Here is a 22,392-nt window from a genome sequence, read left to right as displayed (position 1 = left end):
ATTTCGCTGTGCACACCAGACGCGTCTTTTTCCTCCGTTGTGCAGTGTCTGAATTAGTTGCCAGTCTCCTGACTGGCTCTCAATAAGCTTGGCCTGTACTTGCTTTGGCAATGACCGACCACTTATGACAATACACCGCGCTGTCGCAAATATTGCTGCGCAGCATCTGTGTGTGGCGCAAAGCGTTTCCAGCGCCCGATAGCGCGGCGGTTAAGCGGCTCACGCACCTGTACTTTACTGGCCGTTGACACAGGCGCATCGTTAAGGTGAAAGTGCATACAGCTGTCCTGCCAGGGCAAATCACAATAATCCAGTAGTTTAGCGATTTCCTGTTGCGGATTATCCACCAGAGATTCGTACTGCATCATATAAAACTGTTCACCGTGAAGCTGTTTCCAGTGCTGCATTAGATCATAAAAGCGGCTGTAAAAGCGTGCGGTATCCATCAGATCCAACGAATAAGCGTAGTAGGGGTTGTTGATGGTAAACAACTGGCGGAAGTTACCAATGCAGGTATCCATCGGGTCACGCATCAGGCAGATGATTTTGGCATTGGGCAACGCCCGGCGGATCAGATCAACATAGAAAAAATTAAATGGCAGCTTATCAACAAAGTGTGCATGGCTGCCGGTAACCACCCGGGTTGCATTCAGATAGGTCAGTCCAAGTTGGTGTGGGTCGCACTGATAAGCCTGATCGAGTGTGAGCGGGTCGAGTACGGTCTGGCTGGTGGTCTGAGCCAGACGTTTTACGCTGATCCCAAAATCCTGTAGTTCCCCGGCCGACATCACTTCGCTGTGACTGGATAAGATCCTTTCTACCAGTGTGGTGCCAGAGCGCGGCATCCCGAGCACAAATATGGGCTCGCGGCTGCTGTGGCCAGCCTTTGGGTCGACTGTGCTGGTGGTACTGAGTGCCTGAATGCGCTCGAACAAGGCGTCGTTACTTGGATGATCAAAGGGACGTGCACTGTGTAACGCCGCTTTACCCTGTTTGAGTGCATGGTACGCTGAATCAAACTCACCCAGATCCTGATATTCTTTTGCCAAAGCATGGCCCAGGTGGAGCTGAGATTCGGGTGTGTTTGCCCGCTCAAAGGCGCTTTGTAAGCGTGTCAGGTGGTTGTGCTCTGCGCTGGCTTTTTTCAGATCAGACAAAGCAAAGTGCGCTCTGTGATGATCTTTATCTAATGCCAGCGCCTGTTCAAAGGCTTGCTCAGCATCATCAAACAGGCCGACAAATTTAGCACTGACCCCAAAGTTATAATAATACTGCGCGTTGCTCTGAGTGAGCTTGAGTGCCTGGCGGAAAAATGCCAGAGCGTCATCGTGCAGGCCAACATGGCTCAGTGCAACCCCAAACGTGTCTGCATCAAGTGCTCGAGTCAACGCAGCAGGACTTGTCTGCTCTGCGGTTTGTCTGGCCAGTGTCAGCTCACCCTGCAAGGCATAACACTTAGTCAGCTGAGCCCGGTATTCATCACTGCTATGCAGTCCCAGCGCCTTTTCGAGCAATTTGATTGCTTTTTTTAACTGCCCAACCTGAAGGTTGATCACACCGAGCAGAAAGTAGCCGTCGGCATAGTCTGGTGATGCATTGAGCAGTTTGACCAGGTATTGATGGGCGGTTTCTAGCTGGCCCTGATTGAGTGCGCTAATGGCGCTTCTGTGTAATTGCTGGATAGACGTCATTGTGGGTTGTCACTTCAAATTACATAAAGGCCCATCACAATGGATGGGCCTCAGCGGGAGAGTTCAATTTACTAAAGTTCGAACTGATAGTCGAACTTAATGCCGACTGTCAGTGGTTTGTTCAGGTAGTGACCATAGTTACGCTGGATCTCAGCGCCGTTGGCGGACGTAATATCCCGCACATCGCGACGCACTGAGGTAAAGGCGTATTTGTTGAACAGGTTGTTGACGTACAAAGTGGCTGACCACATATCGCCGGTCAGTTTGGCTGACAGGTTGCTGATCCCATATCCCGAGAGGGTTTCACCACTGTCACGCAGGCCCACCTTGGAAATGATATCGCTCTGTGCCGTCAGGCCATAGTTGATATCCAGGGTTTTATCGCCCAGTACTTCAGTCTCGTAATTTATACCCAGGGAGAACTGATGCTCAGGAGAGCCGGGCAGTCTGTCACCATCTTTACCGCCATCGGTGCCATCGGCATTAAACAGATAAGGGGCATCCGAGGTTAACTCTGCCTTAGTGTAAGCATAGGTTGCATATGTGCTGATAGAGTCACTGAGGATGGCACGAGTTGAGATCTCAACCCCTTTGGCGTTGGCTGTTCCGGCATTAGAGGTATATGGAAGCTGGCCTACGACTGTTGCACCGGCAATTTGTGCATCATCCCAGTCAACATTGAAAATGGCTGCGTTGAAATGCAGGCGGTTCTTTAACCAGGTGCTCTTCAGACCCAATTCATAGTTGGTGGTGGTGTCCGCGGTGTACAGCATTTCGTCGGGCATACCACAACCGATCTGTTTGTCAGGCAGGGGATCCGGACACGGCGCCAGACCGTTGGAACCACCAATACGGAAACCTTCACTGGCCGTGATATACGCCATGACTGAGTCAGTAAACTGGTAATTGGCGTTGAACTTAAACAGGTTTCCATCGTCTTCGGCATTGTTTTGCTTAAAGTCCAGAGTGATGTCGCTTGGACCTGCGCCGCTGTAGAGCGTATTGGCCAGCGGGAAGTCAACGGCAGACTCTGCCTTCACTTCGTACTCATAAAAACGTGCTCCCAGGGTAATGGTTAGCTTGTCATTGACCTGATAACCCACTTCCCCGAACAGGGCCTGCTCTGTGATCTCACTGCGGTCGACCGAGAAATACTCCAGGTTGTCCGGGCGGGTTTGCTCGCCACCAAAATTAGCCACGGCAAATTCACCAAAACCAGGGGTGAACTCTTTACTGCTGGCATCACTTTCGAATTTGTTGTAGAACCCACCCACAATCCAGTTCCAGGCTGAGTCGCCTTGCGACACCAGACGGATCTCCTGCGTGAAGGTGTCTTCTTCTTCCTCTTCGCGGGTAAACGCCGAGAAGGAAGGGAATTCTTCATAGCCATAATCGAGACGGATCAGCAGATCGGTCTGGTCGCGCTGACCATCAGCTTCAAAGCTGGACCAGCCCGATGCAGAAACCAGTTCTGCAAATCCCAGATCGGCTTTTAATTCCAGGCTCAGCAGATCATCTTCTTTGTCTCTGGGCTCTTCATAGCGATAGGCCGATTCATATTTGCCGATGCGATCATTGAGTCCGTTTGCCGGGTTGAGTGCCTGATAATGTACTATCGAACGGCCTTCACTTTCTTGTTTCTGGTAAAAGTAGTTCAGCGTACCATCGAACCAGTCATTTGGCTTCCAGCGCACAGAAATACGGCCAGTGGTGGTGGTTTCGCCATTGGCATCGGCCACGCGTTTGAGGTTGTTATCAACGTCACTTTGACTGCTCCAGTCCGGATCTGCCAAAGAAGCCCCGCCTTCGCGGACCACATAGTTGTAATCAATAAATCCGGGGTCTTCATACTGGTTCAGGCTGGCACGCAGCGCCAGTTCATCTTCGATGATGGGGGTGTTGAAAATAAAGCCGCCTTCACCCCCAACCGAATCACTCTCTGAGTTTTGAAATAAGTCGCCATACAGTTGCACTGTGGTGATGTCTAACTCTGGGGCTTTAAGCATATAGCGAATAGCGCCGCCCAAGGTACCCGCGCCGTACAAGGTACCTTGTGGACCGATTAATACCTCTACACGCTCTACGTCAGTCAGGCGCATATCCAGTGAAACGGGGATCTCATTCACATAGGTTGCAACGGTCCCACCATCTTGATCCGGACCTGATGAGTTGGTGTTTAGGCCGCGAACGATAATCGGTGATCCAGAGCGACCACCCTGATCGGTCACAGTCAGACCTGGCACCCAACGTGCCACATCGGCCAGTTCACCGATGTTTTGATCTTTCATGATATCCGCATCGAGTGCGGTGATGTTTAAAGGGGCTTCCTGAACTGAGCCACTGCGGCGAGTGGCCGTGATCTGGATAACTTCCAGAGACTTTTCTTCGGCACCTGCTTCATCGGCTTGTGCTGTTGCACTGAGCATAATTGAGCCTGGCAAAGCCGTCGCTATGGCCAGAGATATGAGTTTTGGTTTTAGCATTATTTTACATCCCGGATGTGTTCTGGTTGTTGTTTTTATGCAAACTAAGAAAGCATAAAGTGAATCTCGTAACAAGATTATCAAAAAAGGTACGGAGATAATTATTTATTATATTTGCAAAAATATTCACTATCAATGGGTTTTTAGTCAGAATCGTGCATGAAATTGCAGTAAAAATTTTTTTGCGTGATTTTCGTTTCTTTGGGTTTTTTAGTTGGTTTTTGGGGTTTGATATGCACTATTTTGAATTGAATATGCATTTTCAGTTATTGTTGAATCACCTTGTTGCGTTAGAAAGGTGAAAATTTATGCGTTAAATAGCCGGGGCTAACCAATTCTAGAGGTGCTGAACTGTCGGTTATGCTGCTGTTTTTCGGACTGATGGCGAATTTTGTTTGGATTGGCGGAATTGAATAAGTATGCGGTGTTGTCAGAGGAAGACTGTTTGGGGTTTATTTGTACAGTGCATAGGTGTGCAGAATTGTTCATTCCGTGATGGTTTTTTCAGCTGAACGCCGTGTGCCTCATTTGAGACACACGGTTCCGCTTAATTGCGGATTTTGAGTGAGGGCGGATTACTGTTTGATATCGACCGCGTAAAGTTTGCAGTAGTGTGTGCCCGGAGACCCATTCCATTTACTGGCACTGTCATCCAGCCCGACGATACTGACGACTTTTTTACTATGAAATGCCCCCAGCAAGGCTGAAAGTGCGGCATCATGACCTTTTGAACCCGTTTCAATCCAGTAACCGTAACAGGTATTACCCCGGTTGCTCAGTTCAACAATGGTGTTTCCGCTGCCAAAATCAGGGTAGGTAACCATTCTGTCGATATAACCCGACGAGGTTTCACGCGCAGCAAGGCTCTGAGTTGATGCCAAAGCCAAAAGTGCAAGGATAAGTGTTTTTCTCATATTATTAGCTCCTTTATATTGAGATGTGCCTATTATATGGCTTATTCAAAAAGTAACACCCTGTTTTTCATGAAATATAAAAGAATGTTATGCACAGAGTTTTACCTGTATATACCCTGTGAGGCGCATCAATGCGTGATTTTTCGGACACTGATGGGTGTAAAAGTGTATGCAGGGTGAATCTGACTGTTTTTGCTTTATGAATATTGCAGCCAACACTTTGCCGTCGCCATATTTGGCGGCATACTGAGTCTGGTTGTTTTTACTTGTGAGCTCACTATGCGACTCTTATCTTTGTGTTTTTTCAGTGCCTGTTCTTTTGCTTCTTATAGTGCCGAACTCTATCCCGGCGCACCAGCGGCGGCCAGTGACTATGCCTTTTTGATTGGCCACTGGCAGTGCCAGTATGAGCAGCTGGACCCGCAGGGGAAAACGCTGTTCTCAGCCCCATGCCGCTGGCAAGCCCAATATGCCTTTGACAATAAAATGGTAGTGGACGACTTCAGCCTGCTCGATGCACAAGGCAAAGTAACCTACGCCGGCAGAACACTCAGAACCTACTCATTGCAGGACAAGCGCTGGCATCAGGTATTTCTGCCCGTACAAATGAACGCAACTCTGAATCCGTTTACCGCACACCGGGATAAAGAAGGCGTGCATCTGAAGGTTGAACAACGCCTGCCCAGCGGCGAACTACAACCCGCGCGCTTTCGCTTCAGCCAGATCAGCGACAAGGGCTTTGTCTGGGAAAGCAGCAAGCAACTTAATGGCAGCGACAACTGGTATGTTGATATGCGGATCAGGGCTACGCGGGATGGGGAGTGAGTTGATATCTAGAAGGAATCTAAAAACTGCAGATATTATTAGCAAGGTATTTGACAATTAAAATGTAACCAAAGTAACAAGTATCTTCGTTGTAATCGGTGAGCAATAGCAGAGTTTTCTAATTCGGTTTCTTTACAGGTTCACTAAAGAAGATTAGGCATCAGGTACTAAATCAGCATTCAGATTCGAATACAAAAAGTTATACATTTCATCTTGTATTCAATAATTGGTCTATGGCAATACATGTAATGAAATTTAAGAAGGACTGATGATAGTAGCAAGTGAGGGAAAATTAATGACAGAGAAACGCAGAAAAAGCGATCTGTCGGAATGAGCGTAAATGAATCAAAATTTTAGATGTGGCCCTTACTTCCTCTACTGATAGAGCAGTAACAGAATCGTTGTTTCTATGACCAAGTAATAAGTTAGGAATAAAATACATTTCAAATGTCTTGGAGCGAATAAATGGTACAAAGAACAAGAACTGTAATCGAAGCCATTACTAATTGGCTTTGTGGCTTTTTAAAGCCCGATATTTTAGTTGCAATTGCTGTGGCTGTATTTGGCTATATGCAATTTTTGGCTGCAAACGAGAAAGATCAGGCCGCGCAAAATGCGTTAGCAATAGCGAACGATTCAAAGAAAAAGGCAGATGAAGCGCTGAAGCAAGCGAAAGTTGCTCTTGAACAAGCCAAAACAGCGCAAAATAATGCTAGGTCAGCTAATGAGCGATCATCTAAAGCCACTGAGGAAGCACAACTAACTCTAAATAAAGTAGCCAATTATATGGTTGAGCTTGATACTACAATGGGTAAGATTGATCAAAGGTTGATAAGTTTTGACATAGCCATAAGTAATGCCGAGTTAGCGGCGGATCGGGCGGATTCAAAAGCTACGGCATTGCAAGAAGAGCGACAAGAACAAATACGTATTCAGAAAGCTGTTGAAGCCTGTATAGCGCGAGGGCGTTATGCATATAACCACAAAATGAAGAGGTGTGAACAACAGCCATATGATGGTGGTAGGTAATCTATTTTTGCAAAGCTTAGTTGGAGTATCTTATCAAAATATAAGTAAATAAAGTCTTCGGCTGTATAGACACCCCTTCCTGACAGTCACTTCACCATCGCTAATTGAAACAAAACCCCGGATTACTCATTGGTACCCTTTGCCACTTGGTGATAAAATTTAGCTCACAAGCAATGTGGTCACGGCTTATCCAAACTGTGACCAAAACTGAGACAAGAAAGTAAGAAAGAGAATCTCTCAGGTTGATATATTTGATATTTAAAGGCTTTTTATTCTATGTGTGAACTTTTGGGCATGTCTGCCAATGTACCCACGGATATTTGTTTTAGTTTTTCCGGGTTGCTGGAGCGTGGAGGGAATACAGGGCCGCATAAAGATGGCTGGGGGATCACTTTTTATGAGGGTAAAGGGTGTCGGACGTTTAAGGACCCTGAGCCAAGCTGTCAGTCGGAAATTGCCAAACTGGTTAAAGCCTATCCGATCAAAAGTGTGTCGGTGATCAGCCACATTCGCCAAGGCAACCGGGGCAGAACGTGTCTTGAGAATACCCATCCATTTACCCGAGAACTGTGGGGCAGGGAAATTACCTATGCACACAATGGTCAACTGTCTAACTATAAAGATCTGACTACTGAGTTTTATAAACCAGTGGGAAATACCGACAGTGAGCTGGCATTTTGCTGGATTTTAGACAAGATCCGTGAGAAATACCCGAAAAGGCCCAAAAACATGGCCTCTGTGTTTCGTTATGCGGCTAAGCTGGCAAAAACCCTGATGGACAAAGGGGTGTTTAACATGCTGCTGACCGACGGGGTGTTTGTGTTGGCGTATTGTTCCAATAATCTGCACTGGATCACGCGGCGTGCGCCGTTTGGAAAAGCGACGTTAATCGATGCGGATATGGTGGTGGACTTTCAAAAAGAAACGACCCCGGATGACGTGGTGACTGTGATTGCAACTCGACCGCTGACGAACGATGAGCAGTGGAATAAGATGGAACCCGGCGAGTCTGTGCTGTTTAAGCTGGGTGAGAAAATCTAGCGCTGATGCTGGGAAGCCAGTTCACGCAATGAATGACATAAAAAAGCCCTGATGATCAGGGCTTTTTTATTTTATACTGCAGGGATATTACTCAGCCGACTTTTCTGCATCAAAGCTCTTCAGCTGGATCATAAATTGCTCCACGCCATCTTTGCCTTTAAACATTTGCACTACAGAGTAGTGGTATGCCGGTGCCAGCCAGGCCATTGCCTGACGCTTATCGTTGTCGTACAGGCGCTTCACTTTAATGGTTTCGACATTGCCGATGGGCAGGGTGATGGCTTCGGTGCCAACCACTTCAAAGTCATAGTTACGCACATTGCCTTTTTTATCGACAATGGGGTAACTCATTTTGGTTTTACCAGCTTTGACATCGTTGCGCAGGGCTATCTGGTATGACAGAACATCATGACGCTGTTCGTTCCAGTCGGCATTGATGGGGTATTTCTCATTGTCTTTAAACAGCTGTTTGTTGTCTCTGTCAAAGCGGATTTTGTAGCTTTTGTCCGGCCCGGTGCCTTCGCGCTTGAGTGTGTAAAGCAAAGGTTTAGGGTGCTTATCATGGTAAGTGAACAGTGAGTTTTCTGTGCGTTCGTCGGAGAAAATCATCCATTCGATGTTACTTTCGTAATTCAGGGAGTAAGTGTCGTTTGAGACTTTTGACAGCTCTCTGATGGCGTTGCCGTGCACTGAGCCTTTACGCAGTACATCATATTCTGCGCGGTAGGGAACCAGATCACTGGCCAATAAGGAAGAAGAGAAAACAGCGCTTAAACCAAATAGTAAAGCGCTGTATTTTTTATTCTTCTGGGTAGGGTGCGCCTTGAGCTGGAAGGGGTTGATTGTCAAAAACGGCATAGTCTGCTTCCATCGTTAGTCTGTGTTCGCTGAACCACTTGACCACCAAAGGATAGATTATATGTTCTTGTTCATGAACCCGCTGTGACAGCGTGTGCGCAGTATCATCAGCCAGGATTGGCACCTTGGCTTGTACGATGACCGGTCCACCATCTAGTTCTTCTGTCACAAAGTGAACACTGGCGCCATGAAACGTTTCTTTTGCATCAATCGCTCTTTGGTGGGTATTCAGCCCTTGATACTTAGGCAACAAAGAAGGATGAATGTTCAACATTTTTCCTTTAAATTTTTGCACTAAGTCAGCAGTTAGAATACGCATAAATCCAGCTAATACAACTAAATCTGGATTATAAGAGTCAATTAATTGTGCTAAACGTTGGTCATAGGCTTCACGGCTGTCAAAGTCTTTATGACTTAATACTTGCGTGTCAATGTCCGCTAGCTGGGCACGTTGCAGCCCGTAAGCATTTGCTTTATTACTGATGACGGCACAGATCTCGCCATTGATTTCGTTGCGCTGACAACTGTCCATAATGGCCTGTAAATTAGAGCCACTACCTGAGATCAGCACAACAATCCGAATTGGAGATCGTTCGGGTGCCATTACTCGGCACCGCCCAGGATTTCAACTTGTTCTTCACCTGCGTTTGCAGCTTGAATTTCACCAATGTGCCAGGCGTTTTCGCCCTGTGCTTTCAGGATTTCCAGGCTTTGTGCAAGTTTATCAGCAGGAACAACCAGGATCATGCCCACACCACAGTTGAAAGTACGGTACATTTCGTGGGTGCTGATGTTGCCATTTTCCTGTAACCAGTTGAATACAGCAGGCCATTCCCAGCTGTCGCCTTTTACAACGGCTTTTGCTGATTCAGGTAATACGCGCGGGATGTTTTCCCAGAAACCACCACCTGTGATGTGAGACAGTGCATGCACATCGACTTCTTTAAGCAGTTCCAGAATAGGCTTAACGTAAATACGGGTTGGTTCAAGCAGATGCTCTGCCAGAGGCTTACCTGCAAACTCTTCGCTGGTATCAGCACCAGAAACTTCCAGTACTTTACGGATCAGCGAGTAGCCGTTTGAGTGTGGGCCGCTTGAAGCCAGTGCGATCAGCTGATCACCTTCGGCGACTTTGGTGCCGTCAATGATTTTAGACTTTTCAACCACACCAGTACAGAAACCGGCCATGTCGTAGTCTTCGCCTTCGTACATGCCAGGCATTTCGGCAGTTTCACCACCGATCAGGGCACAGCCAGCTTGCTCACAACCAGTGCCAATACCTGTTACTACGTCCGCAGCAGTATCAACATCCAGTTTACCAGTCGCGTAATAGTCAAGGAAAAATAGGGGTTCAGCACCTTGAACTATTAAGTCGTTTACACACATGGCAACCAGGTCGATGCCAACGGTATCATGTTTTTTCAAATCGATGGCCAGACGCAGCTTAGTGCCTACGCCATCTGTGCCAGCAACTAAGACAGGCTCTTTATATCCGGTTGGTAGTTCGCATAATGCGCCAAAGCCGCCAATACCGCCCATCACTTCAGGGCGACGCGTCTTTTTAACTACCCCTTTAATGCGCTCAACCAATGCATTGCCCGCATCGATATCAACGCCTGCGTCTTTATAGCTCAGAGACTGTTTTTGTTCGCTCACAGGTTTTCCTCAAAAATAACATAATGGATTTGCTTAGAAACGCGCGTATTTTACATCAAATGCACGAGTGCGGCTAGTCGATTTGGTTCCCATACACGCAGATATCGCGTGTCAGAAGTGGCTACAAATGTATCGTCGGCGCTTGGCTGTACCTGTTATCAATTGCGCAGGGTGGGGGATTCTTCACTATACTCTTTACATTTTGGTCTGTGTGAATGTGGTCTATGTGGAAAGCCTGAGCTTAAGTCTCATCTTAGTTGGGTTCTTGCTGCTGGTGGTGGCACTGCTGCCGGCACTACAGATCTGCCAGATCACTCAAAATCGCGGCTGGCGCGTTTTGCTGGCATTGATCTTTTTCTTTGTATGCGGATATCTGGCCTTTGCTTATCATGTGTACCGCACAGCCGATGCTTCTCCCATGGTGCTCGGTCTGTCGGTGATCCTGATGCTGGGTGCGGTATTTGTAATTGTGGTTGTACAGTTAAGCCGCTCCAGTTTGTTGCTGTTGCAGGAGATTGCACAAAGTGAGCGCCATCTTGCCCGGCACGACTCTTTAACTGAGCTGGAAAATCGCCAGCAGTGCACTAAGTATGTGGAGCAGTGCATACAGCAAGGCAAAGCGTTTAGCGTCTTACTCCTGGACATCAATAACTTCAAGCAAGTAAATGATGCGCTGGGCCATTTCTTTGGTGACAAGCTGCTGGTTGCCTTTGCTGGCAAATTGCGTTCACTAGCCAAACAGGGCAGCAAAGTCTATCGAATGGGAGGCGACGAATTCGTTATTGTGACGGATGCGGCAAGCGAAACTAAGTTGTTTTCACTCAACAACGGACTGCTGAAGACCTTTAATGATGGCCTGGTGATCGATGAAGTTCATGTTGATGTTTTTTACAGCGCGGGAGCGCGTATCTTTGATGCCGAAGAAAAGTCGTCTGTCACTGAGCTGATGAAGCATGCGGATATTGCTATGTATGCAGCCAAAAACAGCAGGCAAAGCCTGGTGATATTTGATCAGGCGCTGCACGACGGCGTGGCCGCAGAGTTCGAACTGTTTAATGCCTTAAAAGTGGCTTTAAGCGAGAGAAAACTCAAGGTGTTTTATCAGCCACTGGTGTGTGGACACAATAACGAAGTGCATGGGCTGGAAGCCTTATTGCGCTGGACTGACGGGCCGGGCTCATACATTAGCCCGCTGCGGTTTATCCCCATTGCTGAGAAAAACAATTATATTAAGCAGATCACCAGTTTCGTCATTGAGCAGGTGTTTAAAGACCTGGACAATTTTTTGACCATAGAGCCGGGTGTCACGATACACATTAATCTGTCTTGTCAGGACTTTCATGGCCGTTACCTCATCAATCAACTGGTTGAGCTGCAATCCAAATATCAAATCCAGCCAAGTTGTATTGTGTTCGAATTAACAGAGAGTATGGTGATGGTTGATGTTGAGCAGGCCAGATATATGATAGGCGTGTTGATTGATATGGGATTTGCGGTGAGCATAGATGATTTTGGCACCGGATTTTCGTCTTTTTCAATGCTCAGAGAGCTGCCTATTTCCCAAATTAAAATTGACCGCTCATTTGTGAGTAGTTGCCTGGACAGTGACAAAGATCAGGCCATAGTCGAAACAACCATTTACCTTGCGAATCGCCTGGGATGTTCGGTGGTTGCTGAAGGGGTGGAGGACAGTAAAACCGCAGCCTATCTCAACAGTAAAGGGTGTCATTACTTACAAGGCTACTATATAAGTGAAGCACTGGAAAAAAATAGCGCAAAACAGTGGTTACACTCCCATCGTATGGTGAAAAAAGTACTTAAGCGTTGACCTTCCCAGTTACTCTTTAATGGCAAAGTCTAATAGGGTCCGCAAAGGTATGCTGACTGGCTACTGAATCCGATATATTTTCATACATTTTCTCACACATTCAGACGCGTTTTAGCGTTACATTATCAATCTCGCACCATCCGACCCCCATTAATCTGGCGGGGCTGGACTAGGACGTCATTTTTTCAAGTATCGAGGAGCGAACGTGAACAAATTAATTGCTGGACTTTTTCTGTTGCTGTTCTCATCACTGACTCTGGCATCAAAACCACCGTTAGAGTTAATCCATGAAGTAGGTGACTCACTATTTTCTGACATTAAAGCCGTTAATCAGGATGGCAATGCCAGCCCTTTGGAAATGCGTCAGATCGTTAAGGCACATCTGATGTCACACATTGATATTCGCTTTGTGTCTTACAAATTACTGGGTAAGCATATAAAAGGGTTAACCAAACCGCAGGCGCTGGCGTTTATTTCTGCTGTTGAACATTATCTGGAAGTGAGCTACGCCAGTGCACTGATGCAATATAAAGGACAGCAAGTGACGTTCGAAGCCCTGCCCACAGACAGCAAAAGTAAATATGCCACAGTCAAAGCTGTGGTGAGACAGCCTTCAGGTCCGGACATCGACATCCACTTTAAATTTCGCAAAAGTAGCAAAGGTGAATGGCGGGTCTACGATCTAGTCGCAGAAGGGATCTCCCTGTTAAGTGCTAAGCAAAAAGAAATTTCGGTGCGGATCTCTGAGGTGGGATTAGCGCAGGTAACGGCGGAGCTTAATGCTAAAAGCTAATCAAAGTGGCCCGTAAAGGCCACTTTGTTAAGAGACAAATTAAAAATTTCTTGGGGAGAGGAATTCTCCATTACTGATCTCTTCCCAGGTTTTTGCAGCCAGCGTATCCAGTGCACCTAAGTCTTTACCACTGGCAGAGAGTTTATGTTCCACGGGCAGAATATCAATATTCTCAGAGCCAGATAGCTGCGCTACCCGGGCAAATGTATAAGCGTGCTTATATTTTTGTTGTTTGTAAAAAATACTGACCAGGCTTGCGAATACTTCCGGGTCTGGGGTTTCGCCCGCTTTATTCAGTTCCAGCACACGATAAAGAATGTCTATGGTTTTATCGTCATCAATCTTGGCATAGAAGGTTGCCAAAAAGAGTTGTATTTCCCGATCACTTTTTACATGTTCCTGGTCCTGCATATTCAGCAGCTTGTTTAATGCCATACGGTTGTTGCGTCGGGACCAGTGATAGTAAAGTAAGCCCGGATGCTCAGTATTAATCGTGTCCTGATAGATGCGTGTCATTTCTTTCAGGCTAGTGAGATGGCCTTCAACTCGTGATGTGGTTTTTTCTTTTAGTTTGATATGTTCAATTTGTGCGGCGAGCGAAACACACTCGTTATACTGTTCAAAATCTTTTAGCAGCGTGTATTTATTCTCGTCAGTTGGCGCTTTGTATTCGCGGTAACGTGAAAATATGACTGATGCACGCTCTTCTTTGCAATGACTGTCTTTATTAAGATCTGCGCAAAACCCCGGTGTATCCGAGCAAATTTTACTCAGCGTTATCGTGTCATCGCAGCCACTGAGCAGCGCTGTTGTAATACACAGGCTTGAAATTAGCCACCACCTCATTGTTATCCGTACTCCAAGTCTTTGTTGTTGCTTGCGTATAGTACCAATTTCGACAATTCTGGACACCCTTTATTTAGGTCAAGTGTAGCAAGGGATCACGCGCCTGGCAGATTAGCGCAGAATTTCTTGTGTTGTGTGGGTTCTGAACCTGAAAATCTGCGTTGAGATTAACTGTGCAGTTAATTTTACAGCAACAATTGTCAGTAAATGGTGGAGAATCCGAGCCAATTAAATTAAAATGTCACTGCCTTGGGGCCTGTTGACTCTCAAATTATGCAATACATCAGGCTCGGTTAGGCTATCCGTTCAAAAATTGTTTATTAGGCAGAAAAAATGACCTTATCTCACGAGCAAGAATATCAAAACAGCTGGCAAGAACGTCAAGACTACGCAGAAAGCATGCAACCGATCATCGGTCGTTTGTATCGTAATCTGGGTGTAGAAATTGCGGTTTATGGCCGTCCTCTTGTTAACACCAGCACTATCGATGTTATTAAAGCCCATAAAACAGTCGCACGTTTTGAAGAAACTAAACTGCGTCTGCGCGAGAGCTTCCCATTCTTAGAAGCAATCAGCAAGATGGAACTGGCTCCAGGCCGTGTTGACTTAGGTAAACTAGCCTATGCCTATATTTACAAAAACGCAGGCGAAGGCCGCTCAATCGAGGAATACCTCAATGCTGAGCTGTCTGCACTGCTCAATACAGGCAACCGTCCGGCCCCTCGCGACGTGGTACTGTATGGTTTTGGTCGTATTGGTCGTCTACTTGCTCGTCTATTGATTGAGCGCGGTGGCTCTCACGCTGACCTGCGTTTACGTGCAATTGTTGTGCGTGGTGGTCGCGATGGCGATCTTGAGAAGCGTGCAAGCTTGTTACGTCGTGATTCAATTCATGGTCCTTTCAACGGTTCTATTACTGTTGATCACGAAAAAGGCGCTATCAAAGCAAACGGTAACTACATTCAGATCATCTATGCTAACTCTCCGGAAGAAGTGGATTACACCCAGTACGGCATTGAAAACGCGCTGGTTGTAGACAACACGGGCGTGTGGAAAGACGAAGATGGTCTGGGTAAACACCTGCAATCTAAAGGTGCATCTAAAGTACTTCTGACTGCTCCTGCAAAAGGCGATATTAAGAACGTTGTATACGGTGTTAACAACGTTGACATTCTGTCTGAAGACAAAATTGTTTCTGCAGCAAGCTGTACCACAAACGCCATCACTCCAGTATTGAAAGCGTTGAACGACAAGTTTGGTATCAAAAACGGTCACGTTGAAACGGTTCACTCATACACCAATGACCAGAACCTGATCGACAACTACCACAAAGCTGAGCGTCGTGGTCGCAGTGCTGCACTGAACATGGTTATTACCTCTACCGGTGCTGCAAAAGCCGTTGCGAAAGCATTGCCAGAGCTGGCGGGTAAATTAACGGGTAACGCAATCCGTGTTCCTACGCCAAATGTTTCTATGGCTATTCTGAACCTGAACCTGAAAGCAGAAACGACTGCAGAAGAGCTGAACGAGTTCCTGCGCGAGACTTCTCTGCATTCAGAATTGCGTGATCAAATTGATTACACAGCATCAACTGAAATCGTATCAACTGACCTGGTTGGTAGCCGCTACGCTGGTGTGGTTGATTCACAAGCAACCATCGTTGACGGTGATCGTGTGGTACTATACGTATGGTACGATAACGAGTTTGGCTACAGCTGTCAGGTTGTACGTGTAATGCGTGACATGGCTGAAGTAGAATTCCCAAGCCTGCCGCGTTAATTCTCGGTTTGTCTAAAAAAGCCAGCGATTGCTGGCTTTTTTTGTTTTTGTCTCGCACCAGGTGTGTTAGGCTTGCAGCTGATTTATTGCTACAAATCACTAACAAAAATCATCAAGGTTAAAACAAAGTTCCTTGACTATGTACTGCGCTGTTAAGTGCTTTGTACATAACACCTGGCGCAATGAGATGGTTTTTTTTATTTAGGGTATATGATGAAGATCACCAGTAATTTTGACAGCGGAAATATCAACGTGATTTCTGCTGAGGCTCCACTCGACATTCAGCTGGAAATTAACCACGACAACGAATCTGAATTCTTTCAATGGTTCCACTTTCGTCTCGAATCAACACCATTTGTAGAACACAAACTACATATTAATAACCTGCAAAATTCAGCATACCCAGAAGGGTGGGATGATTATCAGGCTGTTGCTTCCTATGACAGACAAACCTGGTTCCGGGTACCGAGTACTTATCAGGACGGCCAGCTGGTTATCGACTTTGAACCTGAGTGTAATCATACTTATTTTGCTTACTTTGCCCCGTATAGCTACGAGCGTCATCTAGATTTGGTTTACTGGGCTCAAAGTCATGATGCGTGCCGGGTTGAAACGTTAGGTGAAACACTGGACGGTCGTGACATCAGTTTATTGTGTATTGGTGAGCCGGGCGATGAAAAGAAAAAAATCTGGATCACAGCACGCCAACACCCTGGTGAAACCATGGCTGAGTGGTTTGTAGAAGGATTGTTACACAAACTACTGGACGATGAAGACCCACATGCAGCGGCGCTGTTATCAAAAGCAGTGTTTTATATCGTACCGAACATGAACCCTGATGGCAGTGTGCGCGGTCATTTACGTACAAATGCGAAAGGCGTGAACCTGAACCGTGAATGGCAAACGCCTTCACTTGAAAACTCGCCTGAAGTGTACCATGTCCTGAATAAGATGCATGAAACGGGTTTGGATTTGTATCTTGATATCCATGGTGATGAAGCGCTGCCATACAACTTCGTTGCAGGCAGTGAAGGGATCCCAAGTTATGATGCTCGCCTTGAGTCTTTGGAAGAACAGTTTAAGCAAGCCTTACTGACGATTACTCCGGAGTTTCAGGATGAGTTTGGCTACCCTAAAGATGAGCCGGGTCAGGCTAACCTGACGGTTGCTTCTTGTGCGGTAGGTGAAGCCTTTAAAGCGCTTGCATACACCATCGAGATGCCATTTAAGGACAATGCCAATTTACCTGATCCACATTATGGCTGGTCTGACCGCCGCTCATATCAGTTTGGTCAGGATACCTTAGCGGCCATCGTGAACGTGGTGGACAATCTGAGATAAACATCATCGCAGGCAACCTCATTGGTTGCCTGTCGCATATAATAACAACGAGAAAGAGGAAGAGTCGTGGACGCGTTAGGAAGTTTCTGGATAGTCTGGATGCCTTGTTGGGGGGCTCCTGGTGGTTCCCTTATGTATTACTTGGGGTGGGCCTGTTTTTTACTTTGTACTTAAAATTCCCACAGATCCGATATTTCAAGCATGCGTGCAAAATTGTTACGGGTAAATACGACAAGAAAGGACAGGAGGGGGACACCACGCATTTCCAGGCGTTGTCCACAGCCCTGTCAGGCACGGTAGGTACCGGTAATATCGGTGGTGTTGCACTGGCCATTTCAATTGGTGGTCCGGCTGCTTTATTTTGGATGTGGATGACGGCATTCTTCGGTATGACGACTAAGTTCGTTGAGGTAACTTTATCTCATAAATACCGTACCAAAGCAGAAGATGGCACCATGGCAGGTGGTCCCATGTACTATATGGATCGTCGCCTCAATATGAAGTGGCTTGCTGTTTTGTTTGCCATTGCAACAGTTATCAGCTCATTCGGCACGGGTAGTTTGCCGCAAATCAACAACATCGCACAGGGTATGGAGGCCACCTTTAACATCGAGCCTATGGTCACCGGTGCGGTGCTGTCTATCTTACTTGCCTTGGTTATCCTGGGTGGTATTAAGCGTATTGCTGCGATTACCTCTCGGGTTGTGCCTTTGATGGCTGCTGTGTACATCATTGGTGCGCTGGCGGTTATTCTTTATAACGCTGAAAACATCATTCCTTCCTTTTCTGCTGTGTTTGTGAATGCATTTAGTGGTTCGGCTGCGGTTGGTGGCTTCCTGGGGGCGTCTTTCGCCTATGCCTTCAACCGGGGTGTAAACCGCGGTTTATTCTCCAACGAAGCCGGTCAGGGTTCGGCACCGATTGCACACGCCTCTGCCAAAGCTGATGAACCGGTATCTGAGGGCATGGTGTCTATTCTTGAACCTTTCATCGATACCATAGTGATCTGTACGCTGACAGGCTTGGTAATCTTGTCTTCCGGTGTGTGGACTGAAAAATTCGAAACCACTTTTGAGCGCTCGTCAATGACGATAGTTCAGGGTAACTTTGTCGAATCAAACGACAGCGATCGGGAAGAGTTGTACAAATATCTTAATGGTATTGATGGTCACAGTGTTGAGGCCTACAACGGAAATATCCGGGTAGTCGAAGGGGTGGCAGTGAATAAAGACTTCACCGTGATCCATTCACGCTCTATCGGTGAGGACATCCGTTTTGGCATCACCGATAAGCATCGCTACACAGGTACGGTTGAAGTAAGCAAAGGTATGCTTGTTGATACCAGCATCAGTATTAAAGGTAAATCTCTGGTGCACTCTGCTGAGCTGACAACGAAAGCGTTTACCCGTGGTTTCTTTGGTGACAGCGGCCAGTATATTGTATCAATCGGCCTGTTACTGTTTGCGTTCTCTACAGCGATAGCCTGGTCATATTATGGTGACCGTGCCATGACGTATCTGTTGGGCTCACGTTCTGTGATGCCGTATCGGGTATTCTATGTTGCTGGCTTTTTCTGGGCATCATTTGCAGACACCACATTGATCTGGAAGCTCGCCGCTGTCGGTATAGTGGTCATGACACTGCCAAACTTATTCGGGATCATGTTACTGCGTAAAGAGATGAAAGAGTCTATTGACGAGTACTGGGATAAGTTTGATAAAGAACAGCGTAGCTCGGAAGGAAATGCTGAGGTACAAAAAGACAATTCTATGCATTTCCAAAAAGACAAACCTGAATAAACCAAGTAGAATAGGGCGCCACATGGCGCCTTATTTTTTGGTCTTACTCTTTAAGTAGCAGTCATACCTTTTTGCGCTTATTTGTTGCTTGATTTGCCAGCTGGCCTTTTTCAATCAAGATGACATTAAGCACTTTGGTATCAACACTCTAAAGGTGACCGGCGTGTAAATGCTAGTTTTTCGTTAGGAGTCACTCGAGTATGGCGATTGCCCAATGCCCCAGTTGTAACAAGCCCATATCTTCTATGCACAAAACCTGCCCACACTGTGAATTTGATCTTGCGAATATGGACGAGGAATCTTTGCACAGAGAAACGGTTCGCAGGCGAATTAAGAAACAGCAGACCATCATGAATTATTCATTTCTGGCACTGATCTTGTTCCTGGGTGGATTCTTATACTTATATTGGCAGCAGCCGGTAGAGGGAACATTAGAGATGCTGGCAGCTAAGAGTGCAATTGGCGTAGGCTTGGTATGGTATCTGGTTAATCGGGTGATTTTAGTCGTACTGAAAAAGAAAAAGTGAACATGAATATAGACAGTTTAGTTAAAAATATTACACCGGAACTTTACGAGCGATTGCAGTATGGCGCCGCAACCGGACGTTGGCCGGATGGTACACCACTGAGCGAGGCACAAAAAGAACAAACCGTTCAGCTGGTCATGTTATATCAGGCAAAAGTCGCGAAAAGCACCGAGCAGTTCACCATCAACGAAGAAGGTGAAATGGTGCAAAAATCAAAGCGTGAGTTGCAACAAGAATTTAAAGCAGAAAATGAAATAGCCAGGTTTAGTGAAAATGATCTTTAAAAACCTTTTTACCCCTAAATGGAAGCACCCGAAAACACAGGTGCGATTAGCCGCAATCGATAAGCTGGACATGAGCAAAGATGCCGACGTATTGCAGACTTTAGCCCTGGAAGATGACTCAAGCCAGATCAGAAAAAAAGTGCTCGATAAAATCAATGATTTGAGTTTGTGGTGGAAGGTATATAAGCAAGACCAGGAGTTGAAAGAACTGGCCGAGCAGCATATCTCTCAGGCTGTTTTATCCGGCTCACAGTCGCTGAGCCAGGCAATTCGTGATGAGTATATTGACCGATACGCACCGGCTAAAACACTGGAAAAAGTGGCTTTTAGTGATATCGCGGATGAGCAAAAAGCCAAATTATTAAAGCGTCTTGCCAATGCCAAACTGATTGAAAAGGCATTTAAACAAGGAAATGAGGCACTCCAGAACCAACTATTGCCTTTGATAGCGCAGTATCAGCTAGAAAAAACCGTGCTCAAAGCCGCCAATGGCGAGGCACGTACAGCGCTGGAGCAAACTCTGGAACAACAACGATTGAGTCAGGTTATGCCTGCACAGGTTGCTCAGGAAGCAAAACTGGTTTTGGCCAAGCTGAATGCCCTGCGTGACAAGCAAGACTATCAAGTGGTTGTGAGTCAGACTGATGCATTGGTAGCGCAATGGCAGGCACTGGAAGTACAATGGTTGAATGAAGAAGCCCAACAAGTTAATCAGGAGAAGTTCTCCACTATTTCTGAAAAACTGGGTAAGCACCGAGATGTGTTAAAGTTGGCCTTTGATCAAGCGCAGCAACAGGCTGAACAGGCTGCGAACAAAGCCAAAGCGATCGATGAATTCGAGTCTGATTACCAGGCACTGGAGCAGGCTCTGTCAAGCGCTGTTGACGCTTTGAACCTGTCTGCACAGGAAGCTTTAGAGACCCAGTTATCGCAACTTCAAAGTCGTTTAGAGGCCTCACCTTATCAAACAGAGGTGTCACTTCAGGCTTTGTCTGGAAAGCTACGTGATAGTGCCAGACAACTTAAAAACTTGCCTGAACTTGTCAGTGCGAAAGAGCAATTCGATGAGGCACTGAAAGCGCTGGCCGAGATTGCGCCGACTGAAGCGCTTGAGCAGTTGGATGCTGTCCTGGCACAGCAAAAACAAGCCTATCAGCATGCTCAGTCGCAGTTGCGTCAGTTGCCAGGCGAGCTGAAAAAGCAGGCTTCAGAGCAACTTAAAGCTGTCAGTGGTCAATTTAATCAGAGTATGAAACCTTTGGTTGATGAACAGGAAAAGCACCTTAAGGAAGCGCGCAAGAAGGCAAGAGATGTACAGCGACTGTTAGATCAGGGCCGTTTTAATGTGGCATTCGGTGTATTTAATGGCTTTATTGAGAGCTATGAATTGCTGAGCGAAGGATATAAACAGCAGCTGGCAAAACAACATACGACGTTGAGTGAAGCGCTTAAAGAGCTCAAAGACTGGCAAAAATATGCATCTCAGCCGAAGCGCGCTGAGTTGTTGCAACAGCTAGATGACATGCTCACAGAGCAAGAGGTTGACCCTAAGACCCGTGCAGCGCAGGTAAAGTTATTACGCGTACGCTGGAATGAACTGGGGCGTGTGGAAAGCGATGAAGAAAAAGCACAGGCAACTCAGTTTGACGAGAAAATCGAGCAGTTATTTGCCCCGTGTCGAGCTTACTTTGCAGAGCAAGACGCACAGCGCAAAAAGGTCATTGAGCAGCGCGAGGCGCTGGTTGGCCAAATGACCGAACTGATGGAGCAGGCGCAAGCCGCTGAACCCGATTGGCGTCAGGTTGAAAGCACGTTTAACCGTATCAACAAGCAGTGGCGTGGTGCTGGCAGCCTGGATGCTTCTACATATCAGGCACTTAATGCACGTTATCGCCATGCTTATACCCAGGTCAATGAGCAATTGAAATCTCGCCACCAGGCCAATGCTCAACTGAAGCAACAATTGGTGACAGAAGCACAGGCCCAGCTTGAGTTAGAAGATGTGATGCAAGCGTGTGATACATTGAAAAACTTGCAAAAGCGCTGGCAGGAAATTGGTTTTGCAGGTACCAAGCAGGAGCACACATTGTGGCAGGAGTTCAGAAAACACAATGATGCCGTGTTTGAAAAACGTCAGGCGCAACAAAATGCTGAACGTGAACAAGCTCAGGCACAAGAAGCACAGCAGCGTCAGTTACTGGCTGAGCTGGACAGTCAAATGATCGATGCTAAAACGCAATCAGAACTGCTGAGCGTTAAAGAGGCGGTCATTGCGACAGATGTGCTAGGTTCACTGAGAAAAACCAAGCAACAGCTACTGGAGCAGGTCGAGGCCAAGTTAAATGAACTCTTTTCAGCCCAGAGCCGTGAAAAGTTTAATGACCTGGTAGAAGCGGTGCGTGCGGGACAAACGCCATCGGATAACTGGTTAAGGGGCAATGACTCAGGACTTGCTGCTGAGCAGCTATTGCTGCGCCTCGAAATCATGACTAATAATGAGTCCCCGGACTCTTGTGCAAAGGCACGAATGACAGAGCAGGTTGCTTTGTTAGAAGCCAAGCTGCAAGGTGGTGCTCAGTCGCTTGAGTATTATCTGACTTGTTATCTGTCACAGGTGGTTAGTGACAATGAGCAGGTTGAACAGGCGCGCTTAATCAAGGTGTTAACCGCCTAAGCGAAGAAATAGAAAAAGCGCCGC

At 46.6% G+C, this 22,392-nt stretch carries 18 protein-coding genes; 11 read left to right on the top strand and 7 right to left on the bottom strand.

Features of this window, described 5'->3' with window-relative positions:
• Positions 1–122: 122 nt before the first annotated feature.
• The 3 genes from PRUB_RS09080 to PRUB_RS09070 all read right to left on the bottom strand — a co-directional run bounded on the left by PRUB_RS09080 (position 123) and on the right by PRUB_RS09070 (position 5,088).
• Complete coding sequence (locus tag PRUB_RS09080) at positions 123–1,691, bottom strand: tetratricopeptide repeat-containing sulfotransferase family protein (RefSeq protein WP_010385522.1); 1,569 nt, start codon at positions 1,689–1,691, stop codon at positions 123–125.
• A gap of 71 nt (positions 1,692–1,762) precedes the next feature.
• Positions 1,763–4,174, bottom strand: coding sequence for a TonB-dependent receptor (locus PRUB_RS09075; RefSeq protein ID WP_010385521.1), 2,412 nt, complete (start codon positions 4,172–4,174; stop codon positions 1,763–1,765).
• Between the two features lie 575 nt (positions 4,175–4,749).
• Positions 4,750–5,088 carry a hypothetical protein gene (locus tag PRUB_RS09070; protein ID WP_010385520.1) on the bottom strand — a complete coding sequence of 113 codons (339 nt, stop codon included), beginning with the start codon at positions 5,086–5,088 and terminating at the stop codon, positions 4,750–4,752.
• A 279-nt stretch (positions 5,089–5,367) separates the two neighbouring features.
• Between PRUB_RS09070 and PRUB_RS09065 the strand changes: the two genes are divergently transcribed.
• From PRUB_RS09065 to PRUB_RS09055, 3 genes are all read left to right on the top strand, one after another.
• The gene (locus tag PRUB_RS09065) at positions 5,368–5,913 is read left to right on the top strand and encodes a hypothetical protein (RefSeq protein WP_155946330.1); all 546 of its coding nucleotides are present in this window, start codon (positions 5,368–5,370) and stop codon (positions 5,911–5,913) included.
• Positions 5,914–6,378: 465 nt separating this feature from the next.
• Complete coding sequence (locus tag PRUB_RS09060; RefSeq protein ID WP_010385516.1) at positions 6,379–6,942, top strand: hypothetical protein; 564 nt, start codon at positions 6,379–6,381, stop codon at positions 6,940–6,942.
• Between the two features lie 276 nt (positions 6,943–7,218).
• Positions 7,219–7,983 carry a class II glutamine amidotransferase gene (locus tag PRUB_RS09055; RefSeq protein WP_010385515.1) on the top strand — a complete coding sequence of 255 codons (765 nt, stop codon included), beginning with the start codon at positions 7,219–7,221 and terminating at the stop codon, positions 7,981–7,983.
• A gap of 87 nt (positions 7,984–8,070) precedes the next feature.
• Here the strand turns inward: PRUB_RS09055 and PRUB_RS09050 are convergent, their stop codons facing one another.
• From PRUB_RS09050 to purM, 3 genes are read right to left on the bottom strand one after another with little or no spacing between them, the layout of a single operon-like run.
• Positions 8,071–8,832 carry a DUF3108 domain-containing protein gene (locus PRUB_RS09050; protein WP_010385513.1) on the bottom strand — a complete coding sequence of 254 codons (762 nt, stop codon included), beginning with the start codon at positions 8,830–8,832 and terminating at the stop codon, positions 8,071–8,073.
• Positions 8,783–9,445 (bottom strand): phosphoribosylglycinamide formyltransferase, encoded by a 663-nt coding sequence (gene purN, locus PRUB_RS09045; RefSeq protein ID WP_010385512.1) that lies wholly within the window; start codon positions 9,443–9,445, stop codon positions 8,783–8,785. Before purN ends, PRUB_RS09050 begins: the two co-directional genes overlap by 50 nt.
• Positions 9,445–10,497, bottom strand: coding sequence for a phosphoribosylformylglycinamidine cyclo-ligase (gene purM / locus PRUB_RS09040; protein WP_010385511.1), 1,053 nt, complete (start codon positions 10,495–10,497; stop codon positions 9,445–9,447). Before purM ends, purN begins: the two co-directional genes overlap by 1 nt.
• A 226-nt stretch (positions 10,498–10,723) precedes the next feature.
• Here purM and PRUB_RS09035 point away from each other — a divergent pair, with 226 nt between their 5' ends.
• Together PRUB_RS09035 and PRUB_RS09030 are read left to right on the top strand one after the other, a co-directional pair.
• Positions 10,724–12,325 carry a putative bifunctional diguanylate cyclase/phosphodiesterase gene (locus PRUB_RS09035; RefSeq protein ID WP_010385510.1) on the top strand — a complete coding sequence of 534 codons (1,602 nt, stop codon included), beginning with the start codon at positions 10,724–10,726 and terminating at the stop codon, positions 12,323–12,325.
• 205 nt (positions 12,326–12,530) lie between these two features.
• Entirely contained in the window at positions 12,531–13,118 is a 588-nt protein-coding gene (locus PRUB_RS09030; protein WP_010385509.1) for an MlaC/ttg2D family ABC transporter substrate-binding protein, read from the top strand.
• A 39-nt stretch (positions 13,119–13,157) separates the two neighbouring features.
• Here the strand turns inward: PRUB_RS09030 and PRUB_RS09025 are convergent, their stop codons facing one another.
• Entirely contained in the window at positions 13,158–13,964 is an 807-nt protein-coding gene (locus tag PRUB_RS09025) for a DUF2989 domain-containing protein (protein ID WP_010385508.1), read from the bottom strand.
• Between the two features lie 333 nt (positions 13,965–14,297).
• Here PRUB_RS09025 and PRUB_RS09020 point away from each other — a divergent pair, with 333 nt between their 5' ends.
• The 6 genes from PRUB_RS09020 (at position 14,298) to PRUB_RS08995 (ending at position 22,368) form a co-directional block, all read left to right on the top strand.
• Positions 14,298–15,743, top strand: coding sequence for a glyceraldehyde-3-phosphate dehydrogenase (locus PRUB_RS09020; RefSeq protein ID WP_010385507.1), 1,446 nt, complete (start codon positions 14,298–14,300; stop codon positions 15,741–15,743).
• A 213-nt stretch (positions 15,744–15,956) separates the two neighbouring features.
• Positions 15,957–17,084: a M14 family metallopeptidase gene (locus PRUB_RS09015; protein WP_010385506.1), complete on the top strand. Its 1,128-nt coding sequence runs from the start codon at positions 15,957–15,959 to the stop codon at positions 17,082–17,084.
• Positions 17,085–17,188: 104 nt separating this feature from the next.
• A complete protein-coding gene (locus tag PRUB_RS09010) occupies positions 17,189–18,883 on the top strand; it encodes an alanine/glycine:cation symporter family protein (RefSeq protein WP_479687547.1) in 1,695 nt (564 codons plus the stop codon).
• A gap of 200 nt (positions 18,884–19,083) precedes the next feature.
• Positions 19,084–19,410, top strand: coding sequence for a hypothetical protein (locus PRUB_RS09005; RefSeq protein ID WP_010385503.1), 327 nt, complete (start codon positions 19,084–19,086; stop codon positions 19,408–19,410).
• Positions 19,411–19,412: 2 nt separating this feature from the next.
• Positions 19,413–19,694, top strand: a complete 282-nt coding sequence (locus PRUB_RS09000; protein ID WP_010385501.1) for a YeaC family protein — start codon at positions 19,413–19,415, stop codon at positions 19,692–19,694.
• Positions 19,684–22,368, top strand: coding sequence for a DUF349 domain-containing protein (locus tag PRUB_RS08995; protein WP_010385500.1), 2,685 nt, complete (start codon positions 19,684–19,686; stop codon positions 22,366–22,368). Before PRUB_RS09000 ends, PRUB_RS08995 begins: the two co-directional genes overlap by 11 nt.
• The last annotated feature ends 24 nt before the right edge of the window (positions 22,369–22,392 follow it).

Origin of the sequence: Pseudoalteromonas rubra (assembly GCF_000238295.3) — a bacterium.
In the GTDB taxonomy this organism is placed as follows: domain Bacteria; phylum Pseudomonadota; class Gammaproteobacteria; order Enterobacterales; family Alteromonadaceae; genus Pseudoalteromonas; species Pseudoalteromonas rubra.
The sequence above is the reverse complement of the archived record's forward strand: the minus strand, read 5'-3'. Positions and strand labels throughout refer to the sequence as shown.

Bases quoted from the DNA above. Each gene is read 5' to 3' on its own strand.
- PRUB_RS09080 (WP_010385522.1), bottom strand. From the start codon at position 1,691: ATGACGTCTATCCAGCAATTACACAGAAGCGCCATTAGCGCACTCAAT.
- PRUB_RS09075 (WP_010385521.1), bottom strand. From the start codon at position 4,174: ATGCTAAAACCAAAACTCATATCTCTGGCCATAGCGACGGCTTTGCCA.
- PRUB_RS09070 (WP_010385520.1), bottom strand. From the start codon at position 5,088: ATGAGAAAAACACTTATCCTTGCACTTTTGGCTTTGGCATCAACTCAG.
- PRUB_RS09065 (WP_155946330.1), top strand. From the start codon at position 5,368: ATGCGACTCTTATCTTTGTGTTTTTTCAGTGCCTGTTCTTTTGCTTCT.
- PRUB_RS09060 (WP_010385516.1), top strand. From the start codon at position 6,379: ATGGTACAAAGAACAAGAACTGTAATCGAAGCCATTACTAATTGGCTT.
- PRUB_RS09055 (WP_010385515.1), top strand. From the start codon at position 7,219: ATGTGTGAACTTTTGGGCATGTCTGCCAATGTACCCACGGATATTTGT.
- purN (WP_010385512.1), bottom strand. From the start codon at position 9,445: ATGGCACCCGAACGATCTCCAATTCGGATTGTTGTGCTGATCTCAGGT.
- PRUB_RS09025 (WP_010385508.1), bottom strand. From the start codon at position 13,964: ATGAGGTGGTGGCTAATTTCAAGCCTGTGTATTACAACAGCGCTGCTC.
- PRUB_RS09020 (WP_010385507.1), top strand. From the start codon at position 14,298: ATGACCTTATCTCACGAGCAAGAATATCAAAACAGCTGGCAAGAACGT.
- PRUB_RS09015 (WP_010385506.1), top strand. From the start codon at position 15,957: ATGAAGATCACCAGTAATTTTGACAGCGGAAATATCAACGTGATTTCT.
- PRUB_RS09005 (WP_010385503.1), top strand. From the start codon at position 19,084: ATGGCGATTGCCCAATGCCCCAGTTGTAACAAGCCCATATCTTCTATG.
- PRUB_RS09000 (WP_010385501.1), top strand. From the start codon at position 19,413: ATGAATATAGACAGTTTAGTTAAAAATATTACACCGGAACTTTACGAG.
- PRUB_RS08995 (WP_010385500.1), top strand. From the start codon at position 19,684: ATGATCTTTAAAAACCTTTTTACCCCTAAATGGAAGCACCCGAAAACA.